Source organism: Collinsella sp. AF36-3AT (assembly GCF_003475205.1).
Taxonomy (GTDB): domain Bacteria; phylum Actinomycetota; class Coriobacteriia; order Coriobacteriales; family Coriobacteriaceae; genus Collinsella; species Collinsella aerofaciens_AF.
Genome location: NZ_QROZ01000002.1, coordinates 205,364 through 225,516 on the forward strand (window position 1 = coordinate 205,364; position 20,153 = coordinate 225,516).

Here is a 20,153-nt window from a genome sequence, read left to right on the forward strand (position 1 = left end):
TGGGTCAAATATGAACGTTGTGTTAATGAGTCGGTGGACGGTGGTGTTTTTCGGTGAGCGGCGTATCCTTCCAACGGTTTATCTAGTGTGTCAGTTGAAAGGAAGAGGGCGCTCATCATTGTTTGAATGTGAACTGCCGTTTGACCACAAAACGTTGCATCTGGAGCTCGAGGATAAGAACTTCGCGGGTGTGATGGAAGGTCATCAAAACGAGTTTAAGACTACAAAATCTCAGGAAGAGCTGGTAGAGGAGTCACTTGCCAACCCTTATGGCTCACCTTCGCTCGAGGAGCTTTGTGCTGGCAAGAAGGATATCGTCATCATTAGCTCCGACCATACGCGTCCCGTTCCCTCGCGTGTGACGATGCCTATTCTGCTGCATCACATCCACGCTGCCGCTCCTGAGGCACGTGTGCGCATCCTGGTCGCGACCGGCATGCATCGCCCCTCGACGCACGAGGAACTCGTTAACAAGTACGGCGAGGAGATCGTCGCTAACGAGGAGATCGTCATGCATGTCGCGACCGACGACAGCATGATGAAAAAGATCGGCACCCTGCCTTCTGGTGGCGAGTGCATCATCAACAAGATTGCCGCCGATTGCGATCTGCTGCTTGCCGAGGGCTTTATTGAGCCGCACTTCTTTGCCGGTTTCTCTGGTAGCCGCAAGTCCGTCCTGCCTGGCATCGCCAGCTACAAGACCATCATGTACAACCACAACGGTCAGTTTGTGAACGATTCCCACTCGCGTGCCGGAAACCTGTGCCACAACCACGTGAGCGAGGACATGTTCGCCGCCGCCGAGATGGCTCACCTTGCCTTTGTGCTCAACGTTGTGCTCAACGGCAAGCACGAGGTCATTGGCTCCTTTGCCGGCGACATCCACAAGGCGCACGAGGCTGGCTGCGAGTTCGTGAAGAGCCTTGCCGGCGTTGAGCCCGTCGAGTGCGAGATTGCCATCACCACCAACGGTGGCTACCCGCTCGATCAGAACATCTATCAGGCCGTGAAGGGCATGTGCGCTGCCGAGGCCACGCTTCCCGAGGGCGGCGTGATCATCGATGTCGCCGGTTGTGCCGACGGCCACGGTGGCGAGGGCTTCTATCATAACATCGCCGACAACGATCCGGCAGAGTTTGAGCGTGCCTGCATCGATCGTCCCAAGGACGAGACCCTGCCCGATCAGTGGACGAGCCAGATCTTTGCCCGCATCTTGGCGCATCACCCCGTGATCATGGTCACCGACCTGTGCGATCACCAGATGCTCAAGGATATGCACATGACGCCGGTCAACACTATCGAGGAGGCGCTCAAGCTCGCCTTTGAGATGAAGGGTGCCGATGCCAAGGTTGCCGTTATTCCCGATGGCCTGGGCGTTGTCGTCGCGCAGCACTAGCACGCGGCCTAAACGAATCGTTTTTAACCGACAAGAAAGATAAGGTTTTATGCTTACCAAACTCCTCTGCGAATTCGGCGCAACGGCCCTCATGATCATCTTTGGCGTGGGCGTGCACTGCGATACGGTGCTCAAGGGCACCAAGTATCAGGGCTCTGGCCACATGTTTGCCATCACCACCTGGTCTTTTGGCATCTCGGTCTGCCTGTTTGTCTTTGGCGGCGCCGTGTGCATGAACCCGGCCATGGTGCTTGCCCAGTGCATCGTAGGCCTGGTGCCGTGGGGCAACTGCATCCCCTTCATGATTGCCGATATGCTCGGCGGCTTTGTGGGTGCCGTAATCGCTTGGTTGATGTATGCCGATGAGTTCAAGGCTTCCGAGGGCGTCGTCGACCCCATTGCCCAGCGCAACATCTTCTCGACCAACCCCACCACCGAGGGCACGAACTATGCTCGTAACTTCTTCTGCGAGGCTATCTGCACCTTCGTGTTCATCAGCGCCATCCTTGCTGCTGCTAGCCGCGCCGGCGAGAACGTTCTGATGCTCGCCATCTGCGTCGGCCTGATCGTTTGGGCTGTTGGCATGGGCATGGGCGGCATCACCGGCTTCGCTATGAACCAGGCACGTGACCTTGGTCCTCGCATGGCCTATCAGGTGCTGCCGATTAAGAACAAGGCCGACAACAATTGGAAGTACGGCCTGCTTGTTCCTGGCATCGCTCCGTTTGTCGGTGCCATCGTGGCTGCGTTGTTTGTGCATGGTTTCTTGGGCATGTTCTAGTCGAAGGACGGCTCTATAAGGTCCGGGCTCGGTAAGGGTTAACTTTCCAACGCGTCCTCGGACATGCAAAAAGGCTCGCTGCGCACTTTGTGCGGCGAGCCTTTTTGCGTCCTGCGGAATGCGTTGGAAAGTAAACCCTTGCCGAGCCCTGGGCATTCTTGGCTGTGTTCGAACAAGCAACCCAACATATATATCTGAATTTGGATGTGAGGGGCGCTTTGTTTTTGGGTGCCCTTACAAGAAAGCGTGACTTGGGGATGGGATGGGCACTTTGCTTTTTGGTGCCCTGAGATGGGGGTGAGACTTTGGAATGAGAGGCTAACTTAGGTGAAGAGGGGCTGTATGGCTGATAGGTAGTCTTTGGCTACTTCGGCCTTATCTGCTTGGAAGTTGTGCCAGGCCCACCATTGGACCATTCCTACGAAGCTTGAGGCTATGTGGTGTAATAGGAAGCTGCGGTCCATGGTGCCGGCGGGCCCTTGGGGGCCGTTGGGGACGGTTTCGGCTGCTCGTGACATGATGGTCTTGCGTAAGCAGTCGGCGAAGACGCGTGAGCCGGCGCCGGCTACGAGGGCTCTCACGCCCTGACGGCGTTCCCAGAGGTTGTTGAGGATATGCTCGACCTGCACGAGTGGGTCGTCGAGCGGTGTGCCATCGTCGTCGAGAGCGTGGGTGCAGATGTCGCTCACGAGCTCGGACAGTAGGTCGTCTTTGCTCTTAAAGAGACCGTAGAATGTCGCGCGGCCTACGTGAGCGCGCGCGATGATGTCGCCGACGGTGATCTTGCTGTAGTCCTCCTCGCGCAGGAGCTCGGAGAATGCTGCGACGATGGCGGCGCGGCTTTTTTCCTTGCGGGCATCCATGGCTATGCGTCCGCGTGAACGAGCAGACAGCGGAGCGTGCCGGAGCAGCCCTCGTAGGGGCGCTTACCAGCGCCGTAGCCGACGGCCTCGATGCGGTAGCGGGCTGGCAGGTGCTCGGACGTGCGCAGTGCGGCGACGATGGCGGCACCCGTGGGCGTGACGAGCTCGCTGGCGACCGGTGCAGGCGTGAGGGCGATATTGCCCGCCTGGCACAGGTTGACGACAGCGGGGACGGGAATGGGCATGAGGCCGTGGGCACAACGGATGGTACCGTGACCCTCGGAGAGCGACTCGACCACGATGTCCTCAATGCCCAGGGCATCGAGGCAGATGGCGACAGAGCAGACGTCGACGATGGAATCGACGGCGCCCACCTCGTGGAACATGACGGTCTCGGGCGTTTTGCCGTGGGCCTTGGCCTCGGCGGCGGCGAGCGCGGTAAAGATGGCGAGCGCGCGACGCTTGGCGCCATCGCTTAGCTGCGAGCCATCTATGATGGCGGTGACGTCCGCCAAAGAACGGTGATGGTGGTGGTGGGCGTGATGGTGACCCTCGTGGCCATGACCGTGGCCCTCATGGTCATGCTCGTGGCAGTGCTCGTGTTCGTGCTCGCCATGATCATGATGGTGGTGCTCATGCTCGTGCGTGTGCTCGGCAGCTGCTTCGTTGCCGTAGAGCCAGGCCATATCGTGATCGTGGTTCTCGAGCTCCTCTGCAAGCTGGACGTCGAAATCGCAGGCGTTGATGCCATGCTTGCTTACGCGTGTGACGGCGATCGTAAAGCCGTCGACCGGCAGCGTGGCGAGCTGCTCGCGCAGGTGCTCCTCGCTGGCGCCTAGGTCGAGCAGGGCCGCGACGGTCATATCGCCGCTGATGCCCGAGGTGCCGTCGATGATAAGCGTGTGCTGATGATTGGACATGGAATGCTCCTTAACGGGCGCAGGGCGTGCCGGCGCTCAGATGATTGATAAGACTTGCCTGGTAGGCGGCACCAAAGCCGTTGTCGATGTTGACGACCGAAACGCCGCTGGCGCAGGAGTTGAGCATGGCGAGCAGCGCGGCTACGCCACCAAAGCTCGCGCCGTAACCCACGCTGGTGGGAACGGCGATGACCGGACAGCTCACCAGGCCGCCGATAACGCTCGCCAGTGCGCCCTCCATGCCGGCGATGGCGATGACCACCTGCGCCTGAGCAAGCTCCTCGGCATGCGCGAGTAGGCGGTGCAGGCCGGCGACACCTACGTCGTAGAGGCGGTCGACCTCGTTGCCATAGAACTCGGCCGTCAACGCGGCTTCTTCGGCGACGGGCAGGTCGCTCGTGCCGGCGCAGGCGACGACGATGCGTCCGTTGCCGGTGGGGGAGGGCTTGCCGCCCACGAGGGCGAGCTGGGCGTCCGGGACATATCCCAGGTCGATGCCGTTGCCGAGAAGCTCAGCGGTGCGCGCGGCTTTTTCGGCATCCAAGCGCGTGACCAGGATGCGCTCCTGGCCGGCATCGCGCAGTGCTTCGATAATGGCGGCAATCTGATCGGCGGTTTTACCGGCCCCGTAGACAACCTCGCCGGCTCCCTGGCGCACCCCGCGCGAAAGATCGAGCTGCGCAAAGCCCAAATCGGCGGTCGGAGCCGTCTGGATGCGCGTGAGGGCGTCGGCAGGGGTGACTGCTCCGCCGGCAACATCGCTCAGCAATTGCTCAAGATCTCGCTTATCCATATATGTTCCCTTCGACGGCGCAAAGTCTAGCACTCAAAGGGTATGTTTCCGAACACTAAGACAAAATTGTTCGGAAACTATAGGACAGACTGATTCACTTGTTAGATGGATTGACTAGTCGCGCAGGATGATGTCCATGGCGAGCATCAGGTTGCGTTCGTCGATGGCAAACGGGGCCGCCTCGCGCGTCTTGGGCTTGGCGCAAAACGCGATGCCCGTGCCCGCGGCCTGAATCATGGGGATGTCGTTGGCGCCGTCGCCGATCGCGACCGTGTGGGTCATATCGACGCCGCACTCAACTGCCCAATCTAGCAGCTGGATGAGCTTGGACTCCTTGGTCACGATGTCGGCCGCCAGCTTGCCGGTGAGCTTGCCGTCCACGACTTCCAGGCGGTTGGCCAGGCAAAAATCGATGCCCGCGGCGGCCACGATCTTGTCGGCGACCTCGTGAAAGCCGCCGCTTACCACGCCGACCTTCCAGCCCTTGCTGTGCGCTGAGCGCACAAGCTCCAACGCGCCGGGGGTAAATGTCACGCGCTCAAAGGTGCGCTCGAACACGCTCTCGTCCAGGCCGGCGAGCAGCCCCACGCGCTCCTCGAGCGCCTGCTTAAAGTCAAGCTCGCCGCGCATGGCGCGTTCGGTGATCTGTGCCACCTGCTCGCCCACGCCGGCCTCTTCGCCCAACAGGTCGATGACCTCCTGGTTGATGAGCGTGGAGTCGATATCCATAACGATGAGGCGTGCAGTCATGGCGGGCCTTTCCGAGTGCTGTTTTATTGGGGCATATTGTCGCACGTGACGAGTGCGGGCGGGTGCCGCGGCGTGTCAATTGTTTCGTCTCCGTCAAGTCTTTGGGCAAGAGCTACTTTTTCGCGGCACATCGACAATGGTGCGATAAGATAGAACGCCATGTCTGGCTGCGCGGTTTACGCAGGCCGGGCAAATCTGTACGACGCCGCCCGGAACGACACGGGGCGGCACAGATCCATAAAGGAGGATCACTGGTATGAGCCAGACCCGTCCCATCGACGAGCATTCCATGCACACCCGTACCTGCGGCGAGCTTCGCCGCGAGAACGTGGGCGAAGAGGTCACCCTCACCGGTTGGGTGAGCCGTCGCCGCGACCACGGCGGCCTTATCTTCTGCGACCTTCGCGACCGCGAGGGCATCACGCAGCTCACCTTCGACCCCGAGCACTCCGACGGCGACGCCTTTAAGATCGCCGAGACCATGCGTCCCGAGTGGCCCATCAAGATTCACGGCGTCGTGCGCGCCCGTGGCGAGGAGACCACCAACACCAAGCTCGCGACCGGCGAGATCGAGGTCCTGACCGACCACGCCGAGGTGCTCAACACATCCGTCACCCCGCCGTTCCAGATTGAGGACGGCATCGAAACCAGCGAGGACACCCGTCTGCGCTATCGCTATCTGGACCTCCGTCGTCCCGAGATGATGGCCAACCTCAAGCTGCGCTCCGACTTTACCTTTGCCATTCGCGAGGCGCTGCACAACCGTGAGTTCATGGAGGTCGAGACGCCCTCCCTGTTCAAGTCTACGCCCGAGGGCGCCCGCGACTTCATCGTCCCCAGCCGCATCCAGCCGGGCAACTTCTACGCTCTGCCGCAGTCCCCGCAGCTCCTGAAGCAGCTGCTCATGGTCGGTGGCGTCGAGCGCTACTACCAGGTCGCCAAGTGCTTCCGCGACGAGGACCTGCGCGCCGACCGTCAGCCCGAGTTCACCCAGGTCGATATCGAGATGTCCTTCGTGGACCAGAACGACGTTATGAGCGCGCTTGAGGAGGTCCTGGCCGATGCCTTCGGCCGCATGGGTGTCGAGATGCCCACGCCGCTGCGTCGCATGGACTACTGGGAGGCCATGGACACCTATGGCTCCGACAAGCCCGATACCCGCTATGGCATGCACCTGGTCGACCTGACCGACATCTTCGCCAACTCCAAGTTCAAGGTCTTTGCGACTGCCGCGAACGAGGAGGGCTCTGTCGTCAAGGCCATCAACGCCAAGGGCGCCGGTGCCTGGGCTCGCGCCAAGATCGATAAGCTTGCCGGCGTGGCTTCCACGTTTGGCGCCAAGGGCCTGGCCTGGATCGCATTCCGCGAGGACGGCTCCATCAACAGCCCCATCGTCAAGTTCTTCTCGGACGAGGAGATGGCCGCCCTGCGCGAGCGCATGGACGTCGAGCCCGGCGACCTTGTGATGTTCGCCGCCGGCCCGCGCCTGCTCTCCGACGAGATCCTGGGCGGCATGCGTTCCCACATGGCTAACGCGCTCGAGATCAAGCGCGAGGGCCACGACTTCCTGTGGGTCGTCAACTTCCCGCTGTTCCACTGGGACGAGGATCGCAAGGCCTATGCAGCCGAGCATCAGCCCTTCACCCTGCCGACCGAGACCGACATCGCCAAGATCGAGGCAGATCCGCTGGCAGCCGGCTCTTGCACCTACGACTTTGTCATGGACGGCTTTGAGGCCGGTGGCGGCGGTATGCGTATCCACAACGCCGAGATGCAGATGTCCATGCTCAAGCTTCTGGGCTTTACCGAGGAGCGCGCCGAGTCTCAGTTCGGCTTCCTCATGGAGGCGCTCAAGTTTGGTGCGCCCCCGATGGGCGGTTTCGCTCTGGGCCTGGACCGCGTGTGCATGCTGCTCACCGGCTCCGACTCCATTCGCGACGTCATGGCGTTCCCCAAGACGGCCAGCGGCTCCGACCTCATGTCGGGCGCCCCGAGTGCCGTTTCCGGCGCCCAGCTCAAGGATGTCAGCCTGCGCCTGATGTAAGCGAGCGGCTACATATTGCCCGCAACGAGGGAAGGACGCGTGCCTTCCCTCGTTTTTTATGCGCCGAGATTGTGAGGGCATGGGATGACCGGGCGTCGCGGAAAGTGCGTCCCGGAATCTGCGTCCAGAACGGGTCGCGCTTTCCCAAAGGGGGTCCTCTGGGAAAGCGCGACCCAGAATTCGGCAAAATAATGGGACACAGTTTCCGGTTGAGCTGTCTAACGGAAACTGTGCCCCAGAATGAGCGCTCAAAACGGGCCGGGCTTTCCACAGCAACTGTCTGGCGGAAAGCCCGGCCCAGTTTCCTACAGCGAGTCTCTCTGAACGAGCTGCATGTGCATGACGGTGGTGGCGGGCTCGGCACCCTTGATCATGTCGAGCGCAATGTTGGCGGCCATGTGGCCTTCTTCGCGCAGGGGCTGGCGGACGGTCGTGAGTGCGGGGACGCAGCGCGTCGCAATCTCGTGATCGTCGAAGCCGACGACAGAAACTTCCGCCGGAACAGATAGGCCTGCCTCGTTGAGTGCGGTGATGACGCCAGCCGCGATACGGTCCGATCCGCAGAGCACGCCATCGAAAGCAATCTTGCGCGCGAGGATCTGGCGCATGGCCTGATAGCCGTCTCCGCTGTTCCAGCCGGTATAGATAACGTTTGCGTCTGGGAGGTCTTCGCCCAAGACGGCGCGGTAGCCGCGCAGGCGGTCGACAACAGCGGGGTTGTCTTGCGGTCCCAACACGGCGACGATATCTTTGCGCCCGCGCTCCTTCATGGCGTGTGCCGCAAAGCGTCCGCCCTCTTCGTCGTCAGAGTAGACCGTCGAGAACACATCGCGATAGGGGTGGCCCTCGAGCTGGCCGCACAACACGGTGGGTACGCCCAGCTCGCGCAGCACCTCGAGCAGCTCGCTGCCCTTGTAGGGGGAGACGTCGATCACGGCGTCGAACGAGCGGCGCTCAAAGTGCTCGCGTGCGCGGTTGCGCTCATGCGTAGAAGACGCCTGCAAGATAACGGGCAGATAGGACGACTCCGACAGTTCCTCGGTAATACCGCTCAAAAACTCGCTATAGGTGGGGTCGCTGAAGAGTTCACTCAGGGGCTCGGTCACGAGCACGGCGATGATTTCCGTGCGCCCGACAGCGAGCGCTCGGCCACGGGCATTGGGGACAAAATTGACTTTCTTGGCCGCCGCACGGACGCGCTTTTTGGTTTCCTCGCTAATGCGGGGCGAATCGTTGAGGGCGCGCGATGCCGTGGAGCGCGACACGCCGGCAGCTGCGGCAACCTCGGCAAGCGTAGGTGCGGTGCGAACTGGTTGGGTCATGGCGTCTCCTGGAAAATGCGGTCGATGTTGTCACTGATACGGGCTGGTGCGGATACAGCTTACTATAGTGCACCTGAACAGCGTTCATGATATCCGGTGACAGGTGTCGTTTTGCAACCAAGCCGCAATCGAATACGTCTCGTGTGGGTGAGATATCAGCGGGCGTGGCGGTTGCCTACGAGCTTAAGAACGATGTTTTGCGCTGAGTTTCGATACTCAGGGTGACATAAGTGTCGCAGCTGTACAACCGGTTGCACCGTTAATCCGACCAAATCGACCGTTCAGCGGACAACCGGTTGCACAATTTTTTGCATCGCCCGTAAGATAAGGACAACCGGTTGCACAAGAATCACTACGATGACGAAGGAGCATCACCATGGACGCCATTAACGATTGGGAAAACCAAGCGCTCACCCACAGGAACCGCCTGGCACCCCATGCGTACTTTATGGGTTACGAGACCGCCGATCTCGCCGCTACGTACAGCCGCGAGCTGTCGCGCGGGTTTGTCCAGCTGTCCGGCTCGTGGCAGTTCCGCCTCTTTGAGGGGCCTGCTGCCGTTTCCAACGAGGAGCTCTCCACGTACGAGCCCGAGTGGGATCACGTGGAGGTTCCGCACCTGTGGCAGGTGGATGGCTATGGCAACCTTGCCTACACCGACGAGGGTTTCCCGTTCCCGGTGGATCAGCCGTTCGTTCCCTCCGACGACCCCACGGGCGTCTACCAGCGCATCGTCAACCTTCCCGCCGTGCCTGCCGGCGCTCGCGAGATCATTCGCTTTGACGGCATCGAGAGCTATGGTGAGCTGTACGTCAACGGTCAGTTTATCGGCATGACCAAGGGTTCGCGCCTGTCTGCCGAGTTTGACGTGACCGACGCGCTCGTCGAGGGCGACAACCTGTTTGCGGTCAAGGCTCTGCAGTACAGTGATGGCAGCTATATCGAGGATCAGGACATGTGGTGGGCCTCGGGCATCTTCCGCGATGTGTACCTTATGCAGCGTCCCGCCGCGCACCTGGTCGACTTTAGGTTCCGCACGCACCGCGAGGGCGATGCCGCTCTGATCACGCTCGATACGGTGGCCGAGGGCGCTACCCGCGTTGTGTATACGCTCAGCGATGGCGGAAACGTGGTGGCTACGGGTGAGTGCGTCGACGGCCATGCCGAGTGCAGCGTTGCCGATGCCCACTTCTGGAATCCCGAGGACCCCTTCCTCTATGACCTTACGTTTGAGGTCTACGATGGCGACGAGGCCAGCGAGTACGTTCCGCATCGCCAGGGTCTTGCCGAGGTGACGGTCGAGGGCAATCATATCTACCTCAACGGCACCTACTTTAAGATGCATGGCGTCAACCGCCACGATCACGACGATCACAAGGGCCGCGCCGTGGGCCTCGATCGCATGCGCCGCGACCTGGAGCTCATGAAGCGGCACAACATCAACGCGGTGCGCACCTCTCACTATGCCAATGACCCGCGCTTCTACGAGCTGTGTGATGAGTATGGCATCATGCTGGTCGCCGAGACCGATATGGAGAGCCACGGCTTCGAGAATATCGGCAACATCGCCCTGGTCACCGACGATCCGGCATGGGAGCCGGCCTACGTCGACCGCATTGAGCGCCTGGTGATGCAGGAGCGCAACCACGCCTGCATCATTATGTGGTCGATGGGCAACGAGAGCGGCTATGGCTGCAACATCCGCGCGATGTACGCCAAGGCTCACGAGCTCGATGATCGTCCGGTCCATTATGAGGAGGACCGCAACGCCGATACCGTCGACGTTATCTCCACGATGTACTCCCGTGTTTCGCAGATGAACGACTTTGGCGAGCACCCATTCCCCAAGCCGCGCATCAACTGTGAGTACGGTCACTCCATGGGCAATGGTCCCGGAGGCCTGTCCGAGTACCAGGAGGTCTTCGATCGTTGGGATTGCATCCAGGGCCAGTTCATTTGGGAATGGTGCGACCACGGTTTGGCTGCTGTGACCGAGGACGGCGTTGCCTACGATATGTATGGTGGCGACAACGGCGATTACCCCAACAACAGCAACTTCTGCATCGATGGCATGGTGTTCCCCTGGCAGCAGCCGAGTCCGGGCCTTACCGAGTACGGCCAGGTTATCTGCCCGGTCCGCATGGCTTATGACGCCGAGGCAGGCGAGCTGACCGTCACCAACAAGCGTTGGTTCACCACCCTCGAGGATGTCTGCCTGTCGGCCGAGACCCTGGTGGACGGCGACGTGGTCTGCCGCAAGACGCTCATGCCCGGCGCGGTTGCCCCCGGCGAGTCCGTCCAGCTGCCACTGGTGATTCGCGAGGCCGCAGTGGGCGAGACCCTGCTGACCGTGCGCGCCTACACCATGGCCGCTCACGTCTGGTGCGAGCCGATGTTCCAGCTGGGCGCTAGCCAGTTTGCCATCGCAAACCATCCGGCGCCGGCCATCGTGGCCCCCGCTCGTCCTGAGCTTACGGTTGAGGAGACCGAGCAGGAGATCCGCATCCACTCCCTCAACGGCGAGCTGACCTTCAGCAAAGTCAACGGTACCGTGAGCGAGTGGAAGGCATCCGGCCGCGACGTCATGGCCTCTGGTCCCCAGGTTGGTTTTTGGCATCCGCTCGTCGATAACCATGCCCAGGAGTATGACTCACTGTGGAAGGACAACTTCATCGATGTGATGCAGACGTCTACCCGCAAGGTTTCTTGGAAGCAGGATGGCAATGCGGTCGTCGTTACCGTGAGCCAGCGTATCGCTCCTCCCGTCCGCGCGTTCGGCATGCGCGTCGAGCTCGTCTACACCGTGCTTCCGAGCGGTCGCGTCGACCTCAAGGTTTCCGGCGAGCCCTACGGCGATTACTCGGATATCATCCCGCGCATCGGCATCTCCTTCGAGGTCCCCGGTTGCGATCGTGCCGTCGAGTGGTATGGCCACGGCCCGGGCGAGAACTATCCGGACTCGCTGCGCGCCAACCCGGTCGGTCATTACCGCACTACGGTCGACGACATGTTCACGCCCTACGTTATGCCTCAGGATTGTGCTAACCGCGAGGGCACCCGTTGGGTCGCCCTGCGCTCTAGCCACGGTGACGGTCTGGTCGTGACGCGTCCGAGCGACGCCGCCTCCAACCCGTTCTCGTTCTCGGCATGGCCCTATAGCTGCGAGGCTATAGATAACGCCAAGCACGTCTACGACCTTGTCAAGGGCGACACGGTTACGGTCAATATCAACGACCAGCTGCTCGGCCTTGGTTCGAACTCTTGGGGTTCCGAGGTGCTCGATTCCTACCGCACCCGTTTTGAGAGCTTCAGCTTTGAGGTGTCCCTGCGACCGCTGACGTCTGCCGATCTGGCTCAGGCGCTGGCACCCATTAAGGAGGCATAAGTCATGCATGTCTTTAACTCGCGCGCCGATTTCGACGCTCAGATGAAGTCCGTCAAGAAGTGGATGCGCACCGGTCAGGCGCTCGATGGCGTTGCCGACCTGCAGCACGACGTGGCTTACTCCATCGGCGACTCGTTGGTGTACTGGTGGGTCTATGCCCGCGAGGCCGCTACCGCCGATCTGGTCGGTCACCGTCGCTACCATGCCGTGCTCGCTCCGCTCGACGGCGACCTGACCGTCGAGGTTGCCCCCAAGGCAGACCTCACCTGCATCCGTGCTTACAGCGATATCGATGATCGCGAGCGCTTTGAGGGTGCGGGGGAGACCGTGACGATTCCCGCCGGCGGCGTTGCCGTCGTTGAAATTGACGAGGCCTACCGTGTCGTGGCCGATGCCGCGGATTCCCGCGTCGTGGTACTGCACGTGACGGTTGAAGGTTATTCCTTCCCCAACAAGTAGTATTCGTCCGTTTGGACGTTTGCTTCGCGCCGTTAAGGGGGATGGCTTTGTTGACTCCCTTTTCCCCATTCCCCTTAGCAGGTGCGCCGTCCACGATTGCGCTTGCAGTCCGGACGGTTTTAGATGAGATATAACGGATGATTGGGAGGGCTTATGAGCTCTGAAAAACGAGGAACGATTGGTTCGTTCGCTCTGCTGGGCATGACGGTCGCCGCCGTGTTCGGTATCAAGAACATCATCAACAACAACGCGGCCATCGGCTTGGCAGCTGCGCCGTCGTTCTTTTTCGCTACGCTTTTGTACTTTGTCCCCTATACCCTGGTTACCGCCGAATTCGTCGGCCTTAACAAGGACTCCGAGTCGGGCGTGTACGCCTGGGTCAAGACCTCGATGGGCGGTCGCTGGGCATTCCTGACGGCATTTAGCTACTGGTTCGTTAACCTGTTCTACTTTGCGTCCGTCCTGCCTAACGTCATCATCTACGCGAGCTACGTGTTCTTTGGTGCCAATGCCGAGCTCTCGCAGCTGTGGATCACCATTATCGAGATCGTCGTCTTTGCTATCGCCACGTGGGTTTCGACCAAGGGTGCTAAGTGGATCGGCTCCATTTCCTCCTTCGGCTCGACCGCGGCTCTCGGCCTGACTGCCGTGTTCATCTTGCTGTCCCTGGCTGCTGCCTTTGGCGGCGTCGAGTTCGCTACGGCTCCTACCCCCGCTAACATGGCTCCCGACACGAGCAACTTCGCAACTATGTGGGGCTTCTTCGGTACGCTTGCCTGGATCATCCAGGGCGTTGGCGGCGCTGAGTCTGTCGGCGTGTTCCCTAACGACCTTAAGGGTGGCGTCAAGGCCTTCGTGCGCACCGTCGTTATCGCCGGCCTGACCATCGGCCTTCTGTACGCAGGCGCTTCGCTGCTGGTCAACCTGTTCATTCCCGAGGGCGGCGTTGCCATCTCCACCGGTATCTTCGACGTATTCGGCGCTGTCTTTGCCCACTTTGGCATTCCCATGGAAGTGTCCACGCGCGTCATTGGCCTGATCCTTCTCGCTGCCACGCTGGGCTCCCTCATGATGTGGACCTCTGCTCCCATCAAGGTCTTCTTCACCGAGATCCCCAAGGGCGTCTTTGGTAGCAAGATCGTCGAGCTCAACGAGCACGGCATTCCCGCCCGCGCCGCTTGGCTGCAGTTCGCCATCGTCGTCCCCATCCTGATCATCCCGGCCTTGGGCTCTGGTAACCTCGACGACCTGCTCATGATCGTCACCAACATGACGGCTGCCACTGCTCTGCTCCCGCCGCTGCTGATCCTGCTTGCCTACTTTATGCTGCGCAAGAACTTCGACGCCGCTCCCCGTGGCTTCCGCATGGGCTCGCGCAGCTTTGGTCTGGTCGTTGCCGCATTCCTGCTTGTGGTCTTCTGCTTTGTGCTTGTCTGCGGCACCATCCCGCTCGATCAGCCGCTGTGGCTGACGCTGGTCTACAACGTTGGCGGTGTGGTTGTCTTCCTGGGCCTTGCCGTGATGTGGTACAACCGCTATATCAACCGCCTGCGCGAGACCGATCCCGAGGCCGCCGAGAGCGAGCTGCGCCCCTCCGTCCTCGACATGATGGAGTAGCGGCTAGGATTAATCTACGGCTGTGGAATAAATCGATTCCCTTTCCTAAGGAGGGGCCTTACGAGGCCCCTCCTTTTGTGTTTTGGGGCATGGTTTTGGACCCCGTGGTCAAAAAATGCCAAATATGAGTATTGTTGCAAAAGAGGTGTCATATTTTTCGGCCTGTTCTGAGCAAAACGGGCTCAAAATCAATTTATATAACCCCCTTTAAAGGGCGTTTGACGGCTTTCAACCTCTTCGAATCGCTCAAAGGAGGCAATTTGCTCTCGATTTTGCTGCTACTAAATTGGTGACAGTACTCATATTTGCCACTTTTTGCCCACGAGGTGTTCAGAGGAGCTCTCGACAAGCATCTAACGCTACAATAACTACCACGTGGCTGGGTTTGCCGGCCGAATGTGCGATGCCGTGGGAGGGGACATGGTCGAGTTTACAAAGACGATTAAAGATCCGTTGGGACTGCATGCCCGCCCGGTTGCGCTGCTCTATGACATTATTGCCAAGCATCGTAGCAACGTATCGGTCAGCATCGGCGATCGCCATACCGACGGCCGCGATGTAATGGGGCTCATGGCGCTTTACGGCGAATGTGGCGAGAGTGTCGTCTTTCGCGTTTCGGGCGTGGATGAGGCCTCCTGCGTCACATCGATCAGAAACCTCTCGCTCTAACCTCAACAATGTGACAAAGGGGCAGTCCCCTCTGTTACATAAATTGGTATCAATAGGCACTGCAAAGAGACGGTCTTTGCGGTGCCTTTGTTTCGTATGGGAAACTTTTCCGAAAACTGAATAGGAACCCTTTCCAAAAAGTTAACCACGTGCTAGTTTACTGTAGCGAACATAGACGTGGTTAACTTTTGCTGCGTCGATGTTGAGGACGAACTGACGTTAGGAGCACACTCATGTCTTGCGGACCGCAGATGCCGGCCATGCCGCTTTCGATGGTGAAAGCGGGCGAAACCGTGCACGTGTCTCGTGTAAAGGGCAATGAGGACATGAAGCACCACCTCAAGGACCTCGGCTTTGTCGAGGGCAGTGAGGTTCACGTGGTGAGCTCGAGTGGCGCCAATATCATCGTCACCGTGCTGGGCGCACGCTTTGGTATCGATACCAAGGTCGCCATGCACATCATGACCGTCGGTTAGTTCGCAGCATTTCATAAAAGCTGAAAGGGGGAAAAGAATATGAAGACGTTGGGTGACGTTAAGGTGGGCGAGAGCTCTACCATCGTCAAGCTTCACGGCGAGGGCGCGCTTCGCCGTCACCTTATGGACCTGGGCCTCATCAAGGGCACTTCGTTCAAGGTCGTTAAGGTTGCACCGCTCGGAGATCCGGTCGAGATCAACGTGCGCGGCTACGAGCTTTCCATCCGCAAGGAGGAGGCTGCCGTCGTCGAGGTCCAGTAAGGGCCGACGGCGAATATTTCTGCAGATAAAGTTAGGATTTTCTAACTTAAACTTGCAACGTTGAAGCACATTATCCAGCCCGCGCGGAGAAAGCAGCGCAGGCACACAAGGAAGAAGGATTGAATGGCGGATTCTCAGATCCATGTCGCGCTGGCGGGTAACCCCAACTGCGGCAAGACCACGCTTTTCAACCTGATCACCGGCGCCAACGGCTACGTTGGCAACTGGCCCGGCGTCACGGTTGAGAAAAAGGAAGCCAAGCTCCTGAGTGACAAGAACGTCACGATTACGGACCTCCCCGGCATCTACTCGCTTTCCCCCTACAGCCCCGAGGAGCAGTGCTCGCGCGATTACCTCATGAGCGGCGAGCCCGATGTCGTCGTCCAGGTGGTCGATGCCACCAACCTCGAGCGCAACCTGTACCTGGCGCTTCAGGTTATCGAGACCGGCCTGCCCGTGGTCGTCGCCCTCAACATGGCCGACTTGGTCGAGAAGAACGGCGACAAGATCGACACCGACAAGCTGTCCAAGAAGCTCGGTTGCCCGGTCATGATGATCTCGGCCCTTAAGAACAAGGGCATCAAGGAGCTTTTCGAGCAGGTTAAGAAGTCCGCTGCTTCCAAGGGCCAGGTGCCGGAGCACAAGTTCGATTCCTCTATCGAGGACGTTCTGGACCACATCGAGAACAACCTGCCGGCGAGCGTTCCCGCCAACAAGCGTCGCTACTACGCTGTCAAGCTGTTTGAGCGCGACGCGGACGCCTGCAAGCTCATCAACCTCACCAAGGAGAAGGCCGCTCGCGTTGAGCAGCTGGTTGCCCAGTGCGAGCAGGATTGCGACGACGACGCCGAGTCCATCATCACCGGCGAGCGCTATGGCGTGATTGCCCACATTATCGACGAGTGCATGACCAAGGCTCCTGCCAAGATGAGCACCTCCGAGAAGATCGACCGCGTGGTTACCAACCGTATCCTGGGCCTGCCGATCTTTGTGGTCATCATGTTCTGCGTGTACTACATCGCCGTTTCTACCCTGGGCGGCACGGTGACCGACTTCACCAACGACCAGCTCTTCGGCACCGACGGTTGGTACGTACTCGGTCAGGGCCGCGACGCCTACGATGAGGCTGTCGAGGCCGCGGGCGACGACGCCGATTCGATTGACCCGGCGGAGTACGGCCCCTATGTCCCGGGTATCACCACCGTGGTGCACGACGCCCTTGTGGCGGGTGGCACCGAGGATGGTGGCCTGGTCGATTCGCTGGTCTGCGACGGCATCGTCGGCGGCCTGGGCGCCATCTTTGGTTTTGTGCCCCAGATGTTCCTGCTCTTTGTGATGCTGTCGTTCCTGGAGGACTGCGGCTACATGGCCCGCGTCGCCTTTATCATGGACCGCGTGTTCCGCCGCTTTGGCCTGTCCGGTAAGTCGTTCATCCCGATGCTCGTCTCTTCTGGCTGCGGCGTCCCCGGCGTCATGGCCACCAAGACCATCGAGAACGAGAAGGACCGCCGTATGACGGTCATGACCACCACGTTTATTCCCTGTGGCGCTAAGCTGCCGATCATTGCCCTGCTCATGGGTTCCATCATCGGCGATTCTTCCACCACCGCCGCGTGGATCAGCCCGCTTTTCTACTTCCTGGGCGTCTTTGCCGTCATTGCTTCGGGCCTCATGCTCAAGAAGACCAAGCTCTTCGCCGGTCGCCCGACGCCGTTTGTTATGGAGCTTCCTGCCTACCACTTCCCGGCGATCCGTTCTTGGGCGCTGCACGTGTGGGAGCGCTGCTGGGCCTTTATCAAGAAGGCCGGTACGGTCATCTTCGCGTCCACCGTCGTCGTTTGGTTCCTCTCCAACTTTGGCAGCTATAACGGTTCCTTTGGCTTCCTGCCTGCGATGGACGGCATCCCCGAGGAGTTCATGGATTACTCCGTGCTCGCCATGCTCGGCAACCTGGTCGCTTGGATCTTCGCCCCGCTCGGCTTTAGCACCTGGCAGGCCACCGCGCTGACCGTCTCCGGCCTCGTGGCTAAGGAGAATGTCGTCGCTACCGCCGGCTCGCTGCTCTCCGTCGCCGATGCTGGCGAGACCGACCCGAGCCTGTGGACCGCGTTTGCGGGCATGTTCCCCACCATGGGTGCTTGCGTGGCCTTTGGTGCCTTCAACCTGCTGTGCGCTCCGTGCTTTGCCGCCATGGGCACTATCCGCAACCAGATGGACTCCGGCAAGTGGACCGCGATTGCCATCGGCTATGAGTGCGCCTTCGCTTGGGTGATCGGCCTGTTCATCAACCAGTTCTACAACCTGTTTGTGTTGGGCCAGTTTGGTATTTGGACGATTGTAGCCATCGTGCTGCTGGTTGCGATGCTCTTCCAGATCTTCCGTCCCATGCCCAAGCATGCATGGACCGACGAGGACGAGACCAACACTGCTTCCGCCGCAGTTTCCGCTTAAGTCCGAATAAGGATTAGCCCCTTTCCACGAGCCCGGGTGTCCCAGCGACACTCGGGCTTTTTGGTGAGGGAGATGTGGCGTTTCCGCAGATAAAACCGACCAAAATATACCTGTCCCTTTTTGGCAGGTGGAGAATGGGGTAAAGTAAGTGGTGGTTAACTAGAGGAGGCTTGCTATGGCACCTATCGATATTGTTGTACTGGCTGTTATCGGCATTGCGTTTGTCGCCGTGTGCGTGCGCATTTATCGCAAGGGCACCTGCGCCGACTGCGCTCAAGGTGGCGTTTGCACAGGACATTGCTCCAACAAAAAGACCTGCGCCGCACTTAAGGGCGTAGACAAAATCGCCGAAGACTTGGGCCGCGGTATCAAATAAAGGTCCAGGCACCCAAGCGCCCCGCGAGCATCCGTTCGCGGGGCGCTTTGCACATTTGGGGGAGAGCGCGGCGAGTTGAAGAGTGATTTTGGGGTATCGTTACCTGTACTGTTAATTGGCAACTTATCTATAACGGAGTAACCCCATGAGCGCTCGCGTAACCATGAAGGACATAGCCGCCGAGCTTGGCGTTTCCATCAATACCGTGCATAAGGCCTTGACGGGCAAGGCCGGCGTGAGCGAATCCGTGCGTGCCAAGGTGAATGCCAAGGCCGAGGCCATGGGCTACCATCGCAACACAAGTGCCTCAAGCCTGCGGCGCAAGGATATCAACCTGGTGTTTTGCCTGCCCCGCGCATCGCGCGAGGGGGCGTACTTTTTCCGTTACCTTTGGGAAGGCTGCAACCGCTTTGAGCAGGAGGTCATCGATCAGGGCATTACGGTTGAGCGCGTAGAATTTGGCGTGGGCGGCTACGCCGATGCGCTCGAGCAGATTGATGAGCGTCTGCAGGTAGGCGAGAAGATTGACGGTCTGCTTGCCTATGTTCCGGGCGATGACCGCGCAACCGAACTCTTGAGGCAGATTGCCGAGGCGGGTGTGGCGATCGAGCTCGTCGACGGCGACCGACCGCACCTCGATCGCCTGGGTGCCAGTCTGGCGGACTATTCCGCGGCGGGCAGTCTTATGGCAGAGCAGGCGGCTAACCTGGTCCACGCTTCTGGGGCTGACGCCCGCGTGCTCCTGTTGGCGGGCGACCCTTATACCGACTCGCACTATCTGACCGCCCGCGCCTTTCATAATTACCTGCGCGAGCACGATATTCCATGGCGGGTTGAGGACCTTGCCGGTGCCCATGCGCAAGTCAAACAGCTCGAGCGCGAGCTTGAGCAGCGCTTGAGTGCGCCGGATGCTCCCGAGCTCATCTGTAGCGTTTTTGCCGTTGGTTCCGAGGTGGTCGCTGACGCGCTTGTTTCGAGCGGCAAGGCCGGCAAGGTCATGGTGATCGGCAACGACCTGTTCCCCGAGAGCGCCCTGGCCTTACGCCGTGGCATTTTTACCAATATCGTCTATAAGGACCCGGTGAGCTTGGCCTACCGTGGTGCCAAGACCTTGGGCGAGTATTTGCTGTGGGGTAAAACTCCGGCGGAGCCCGTGCAGAAGGGTGCTGTGGAGATGGTGTTTGCCAGCAACGTCGACCGCTACTGCGAGCTTGCGGGAATTTAGCCGTTTGGTCAGGTACCCCCTCTTGCGACGTGCATTTTTTGGAGTATTCAGCAATGGCGTGTTCCGAAAGAGGCTCAGAACGACTGTTTTAAGTGCCTCCGATGGCGTAAATCGCCATCGGAGGCACTTTTTTATGCCGATCGGGCGCGATATGCGCATCAAATAGGGCGTCGAGGACGGTGCGCAGTACGCCCCGATGCTGAATATTCCCAAAAATGTACGCCGAGACATGACCCACCTGAGCAAAAACGCCCAGGTTCGGTGTTCGGGGACGTTAGTCCATCCGCAATGCATGCGTGTCACGGCTCCAACAACCGTTGAACGGACAAAATCGACCGTTCACCCCATGGTGGTTAGGTGAACGT

At 59.9% G+C, this 20,153-nt stretch carries 17 protein-coding genes; 12 read left to right on the forward strand and 5 right to left on the reverse strand.

Annotation, left to right across the window (positions count from 1 at the left end; genetic code table 11):
* Positions 1-118 precede the first annotated feature (118 nt).
* Both larA and larD read left to right on the forward strand, forming a co-directional pair.
* Positions 119-1,396 (forward strand): nickel-dependent lactate racemase, encoded by a 1,278-nt coding sequence (gene larA, locus DW003_RS03300; protein ID WP_117778829.1) that lies wholly within the window; start codon positions 119-121, stop codon positions 1,394-1,396.
* 49 nt (positions 1,397-1,445) lie between these two features.
* A complete protein-coding gene (larD, locus tag DW003_RS03305; RefSeq protein WP_118387516.1) occupies positions 1,446-2,177 on the forward strand; it encodes a D/L-lactic acid transporter LarD in 732 nt (243 codons plus the stop codon).
* Positions 2,178-2,500: 323 nt separating this feature from the next.
* Here larD and DW003_RS03310 read toward each other — a convergent pair whose 3' ends face one another.
* The 4 genes from DW003_RS03310 to serB all read right to left on the reverse strand — a co-directional run bounded on the left by DW003_RS03310 (position 2,501) and on the right by serB (position 5,503).
* Complete coding sequence (locus tag DW003_RS03310) at positions 2,501-3,040, reverse strand: TetR/AcrR family transcriptional regulator (RefSeq protein WP_118387518.1); 540 nt, start codon at positions 3,038-3,040, stop codon at positions 2,501-2,503.
* 2 nt (positions 3,041-3,042) lie between these two features.
* A complete protein-coding gene (locus DW003_RS03315) occupies positions 3,043-3,960 on the reverse strand; it encodes a LarC family nickel insertion protein (RefSeq protein ID WP_118387520.1) in 918 nt (305 codons plus the stop codon).
* A 10-nt stretch (positions 3,961-3,970) separates the two neighbouring features.
* Positions 3,971-4,753 (reverse strand): nickel pincer cofactor biosynthesis protein LarB, encoded by a 783-nt coding sequence (larB, locus tag DW003_RS03320; RefSeq protein ID WP_099432648.1) that lies wholly within the window; start codon positions 4,751-4,753, stop codon positions 3,971-3,973.
* A 114-nt stretch (positions 4,754-4,867) separates the two neighbouring features.
* Positions 4,868-5,503, reverse strand: a complete 636-nt coding sequence (gene serB, locus DW003_RS03325; protein ID WP_118387522.1) for a phosphoserine phosphatase SerB — start codon at positions 5,501-5,503, stop codon at positions 4,868-4,870.
* Between the two features lie 256 nt (positions 5,504-5,759).
* Here serB and aspS point away from each other — a divergent pair, with 256 nt between their 5' ends.
* On the forward strand, positions 5,760-7,547 hold the full coding sequence (gene aspS / locus DW003_RS03330) for an aspartate--tRNA ligase (protein ID WP_118387524.1): 1,788 nt from the start codon (positions 5,760-5,762) through the stop codon (positions 7,545-7,547).
* 305 nt (positions 7,548-7,852) lie between these two features.
* On the opposite strand, the gene DW003_RS03335 is transcribed toward aspS, so the two are convergent.
* Positions 7,853-8,869: a LacI family DNA-binding transcriptional regulator gene (locus DW003_RS03335; RefSeq protein ID WP_118387526.1), complete on the reverse strand. Its 1,017-nt coding sequence runs from the start codon at positions 8,867-8,869 to the stop codon at positions 7,853-7,855.
* Positions 8,870-9,245: 376 nt separating this feature from the next.
* On the opposite strand from DW003_RS03335, the gene DW003_RS03340 reads away from it, so the two are divergent.
* The 9 genes from DW003_RS03340 (at position 9,246) to DW003_RS03380 (ending at position 19,788) form a co-directional block, all read left to right on the forward strand.
* On the forward strand, positions 9,246-12,254 hold the full coding sequence (locus DW003_RS03340; protein ID WP_118387528.1) for a glycoside hydrolase family 2 TIM barrel-domain containing protein: 3,009 nt from the start codon (positions 9,246-9,248) through the stop codon (positions 12,252-12,254).
* A 3-nt stretch (positions 12,255-12,257) separates the two neighbouring features.
* On the forward strand, positions 12,258-12,713 hold the full coding sequence (locus tag DW003_RS03345) for a hypothetical protein (protein WP_117765414.1): 456 nt from the start codon (positions 12,258-12,260) through the stop codon (positions 12,711-12,713).
* Positions 12,714-12,866: 153 nt separating this feature from the next.
* Positions 12,867-14,330, forward strand: a complete 1,464-nt coding sequence (locus tag DW003_RS03350) for an amino acid permease (protein ID WP_118387530.1) — start codon at positions 12,867-12,869, stop codon at positions 14,328-14,330.
* Positions 14,331-14,750: 420 nt separating this feature from the next.
* On the forward strand, positions 14,751-14,999 hold the full coding sequence (locus DW003_RS03355; protein WP_158573176.1) for an HPr family phosphocarrier protein: 249 nt from the start codon (positions 14,751-14,753) through the stop codon (positions 14,997-14,999).
* Positions 15,000-15,232: 233 nt separating this feature from the next.
* A complete protein-coding gene (locus DW003_RS03360) occupies positions 15,233-15,475 on the forward strand; it encodes a FeoA family protein (protein ID WP_231500839.1) in 243 nt (80 codons plus the stop codon).
* 39 nt (positions 15,476-15,514) lie between these two features.
* On the forward strand, positions 15,515-15,736 hold the full coding sequence (locus DW003_RS03365) for a FeoA family protein (protein ID WP_006234774.1): 222 nt from the start codon (positions 15,515-15,517) through the stop codon (positions 15,734-15,736).
* Positions 15,737-15,859: 123 nt separating this feature from the next.
* The gene (locus tag DW003_RS03370) at positions 15,860-18,187 is read left to right on the forward strand and encodes a ferrous iron transporter B (RefSeq protein WP_118387534.1); all 2,328 of its coding nucleotides are present in this window, start codon (positions 15,860-15,862) and stop codon (positions 18,185-18,187) included.
* A 175-nt stretch (positions 18,188-18,362) separates the two neighbouring features.
* The gene (locus tag DW003_RS03375; protein WP_035136858.1) at positions 18,363-18,563 is read left to right on the forward strand and encodes a hypothetical protein; all 201 of its coding nucleotides are present in this window, start codon (positions 18,363-18,365) and stop codon (positions 18,561-18,563) included.
* A 145-nt stretch (positions 18,564-18,708) separates the two neighbouring features.
* Positions 18,709-19,788 carry a LacI family DNA-binding transcriptional regulator gene (locus DW003_RS03380; protein WP_117563666.1) on the forward strand — a complete coding sequence of 360 codons (1,080 nt, stop codon included), beginning with the start codon at positions 18,709-18,711 and terminating at the stop codon, positions 19,786-19,788.
* Positions 19,789-20,153 lie beyond the last annotated feature (365 nt).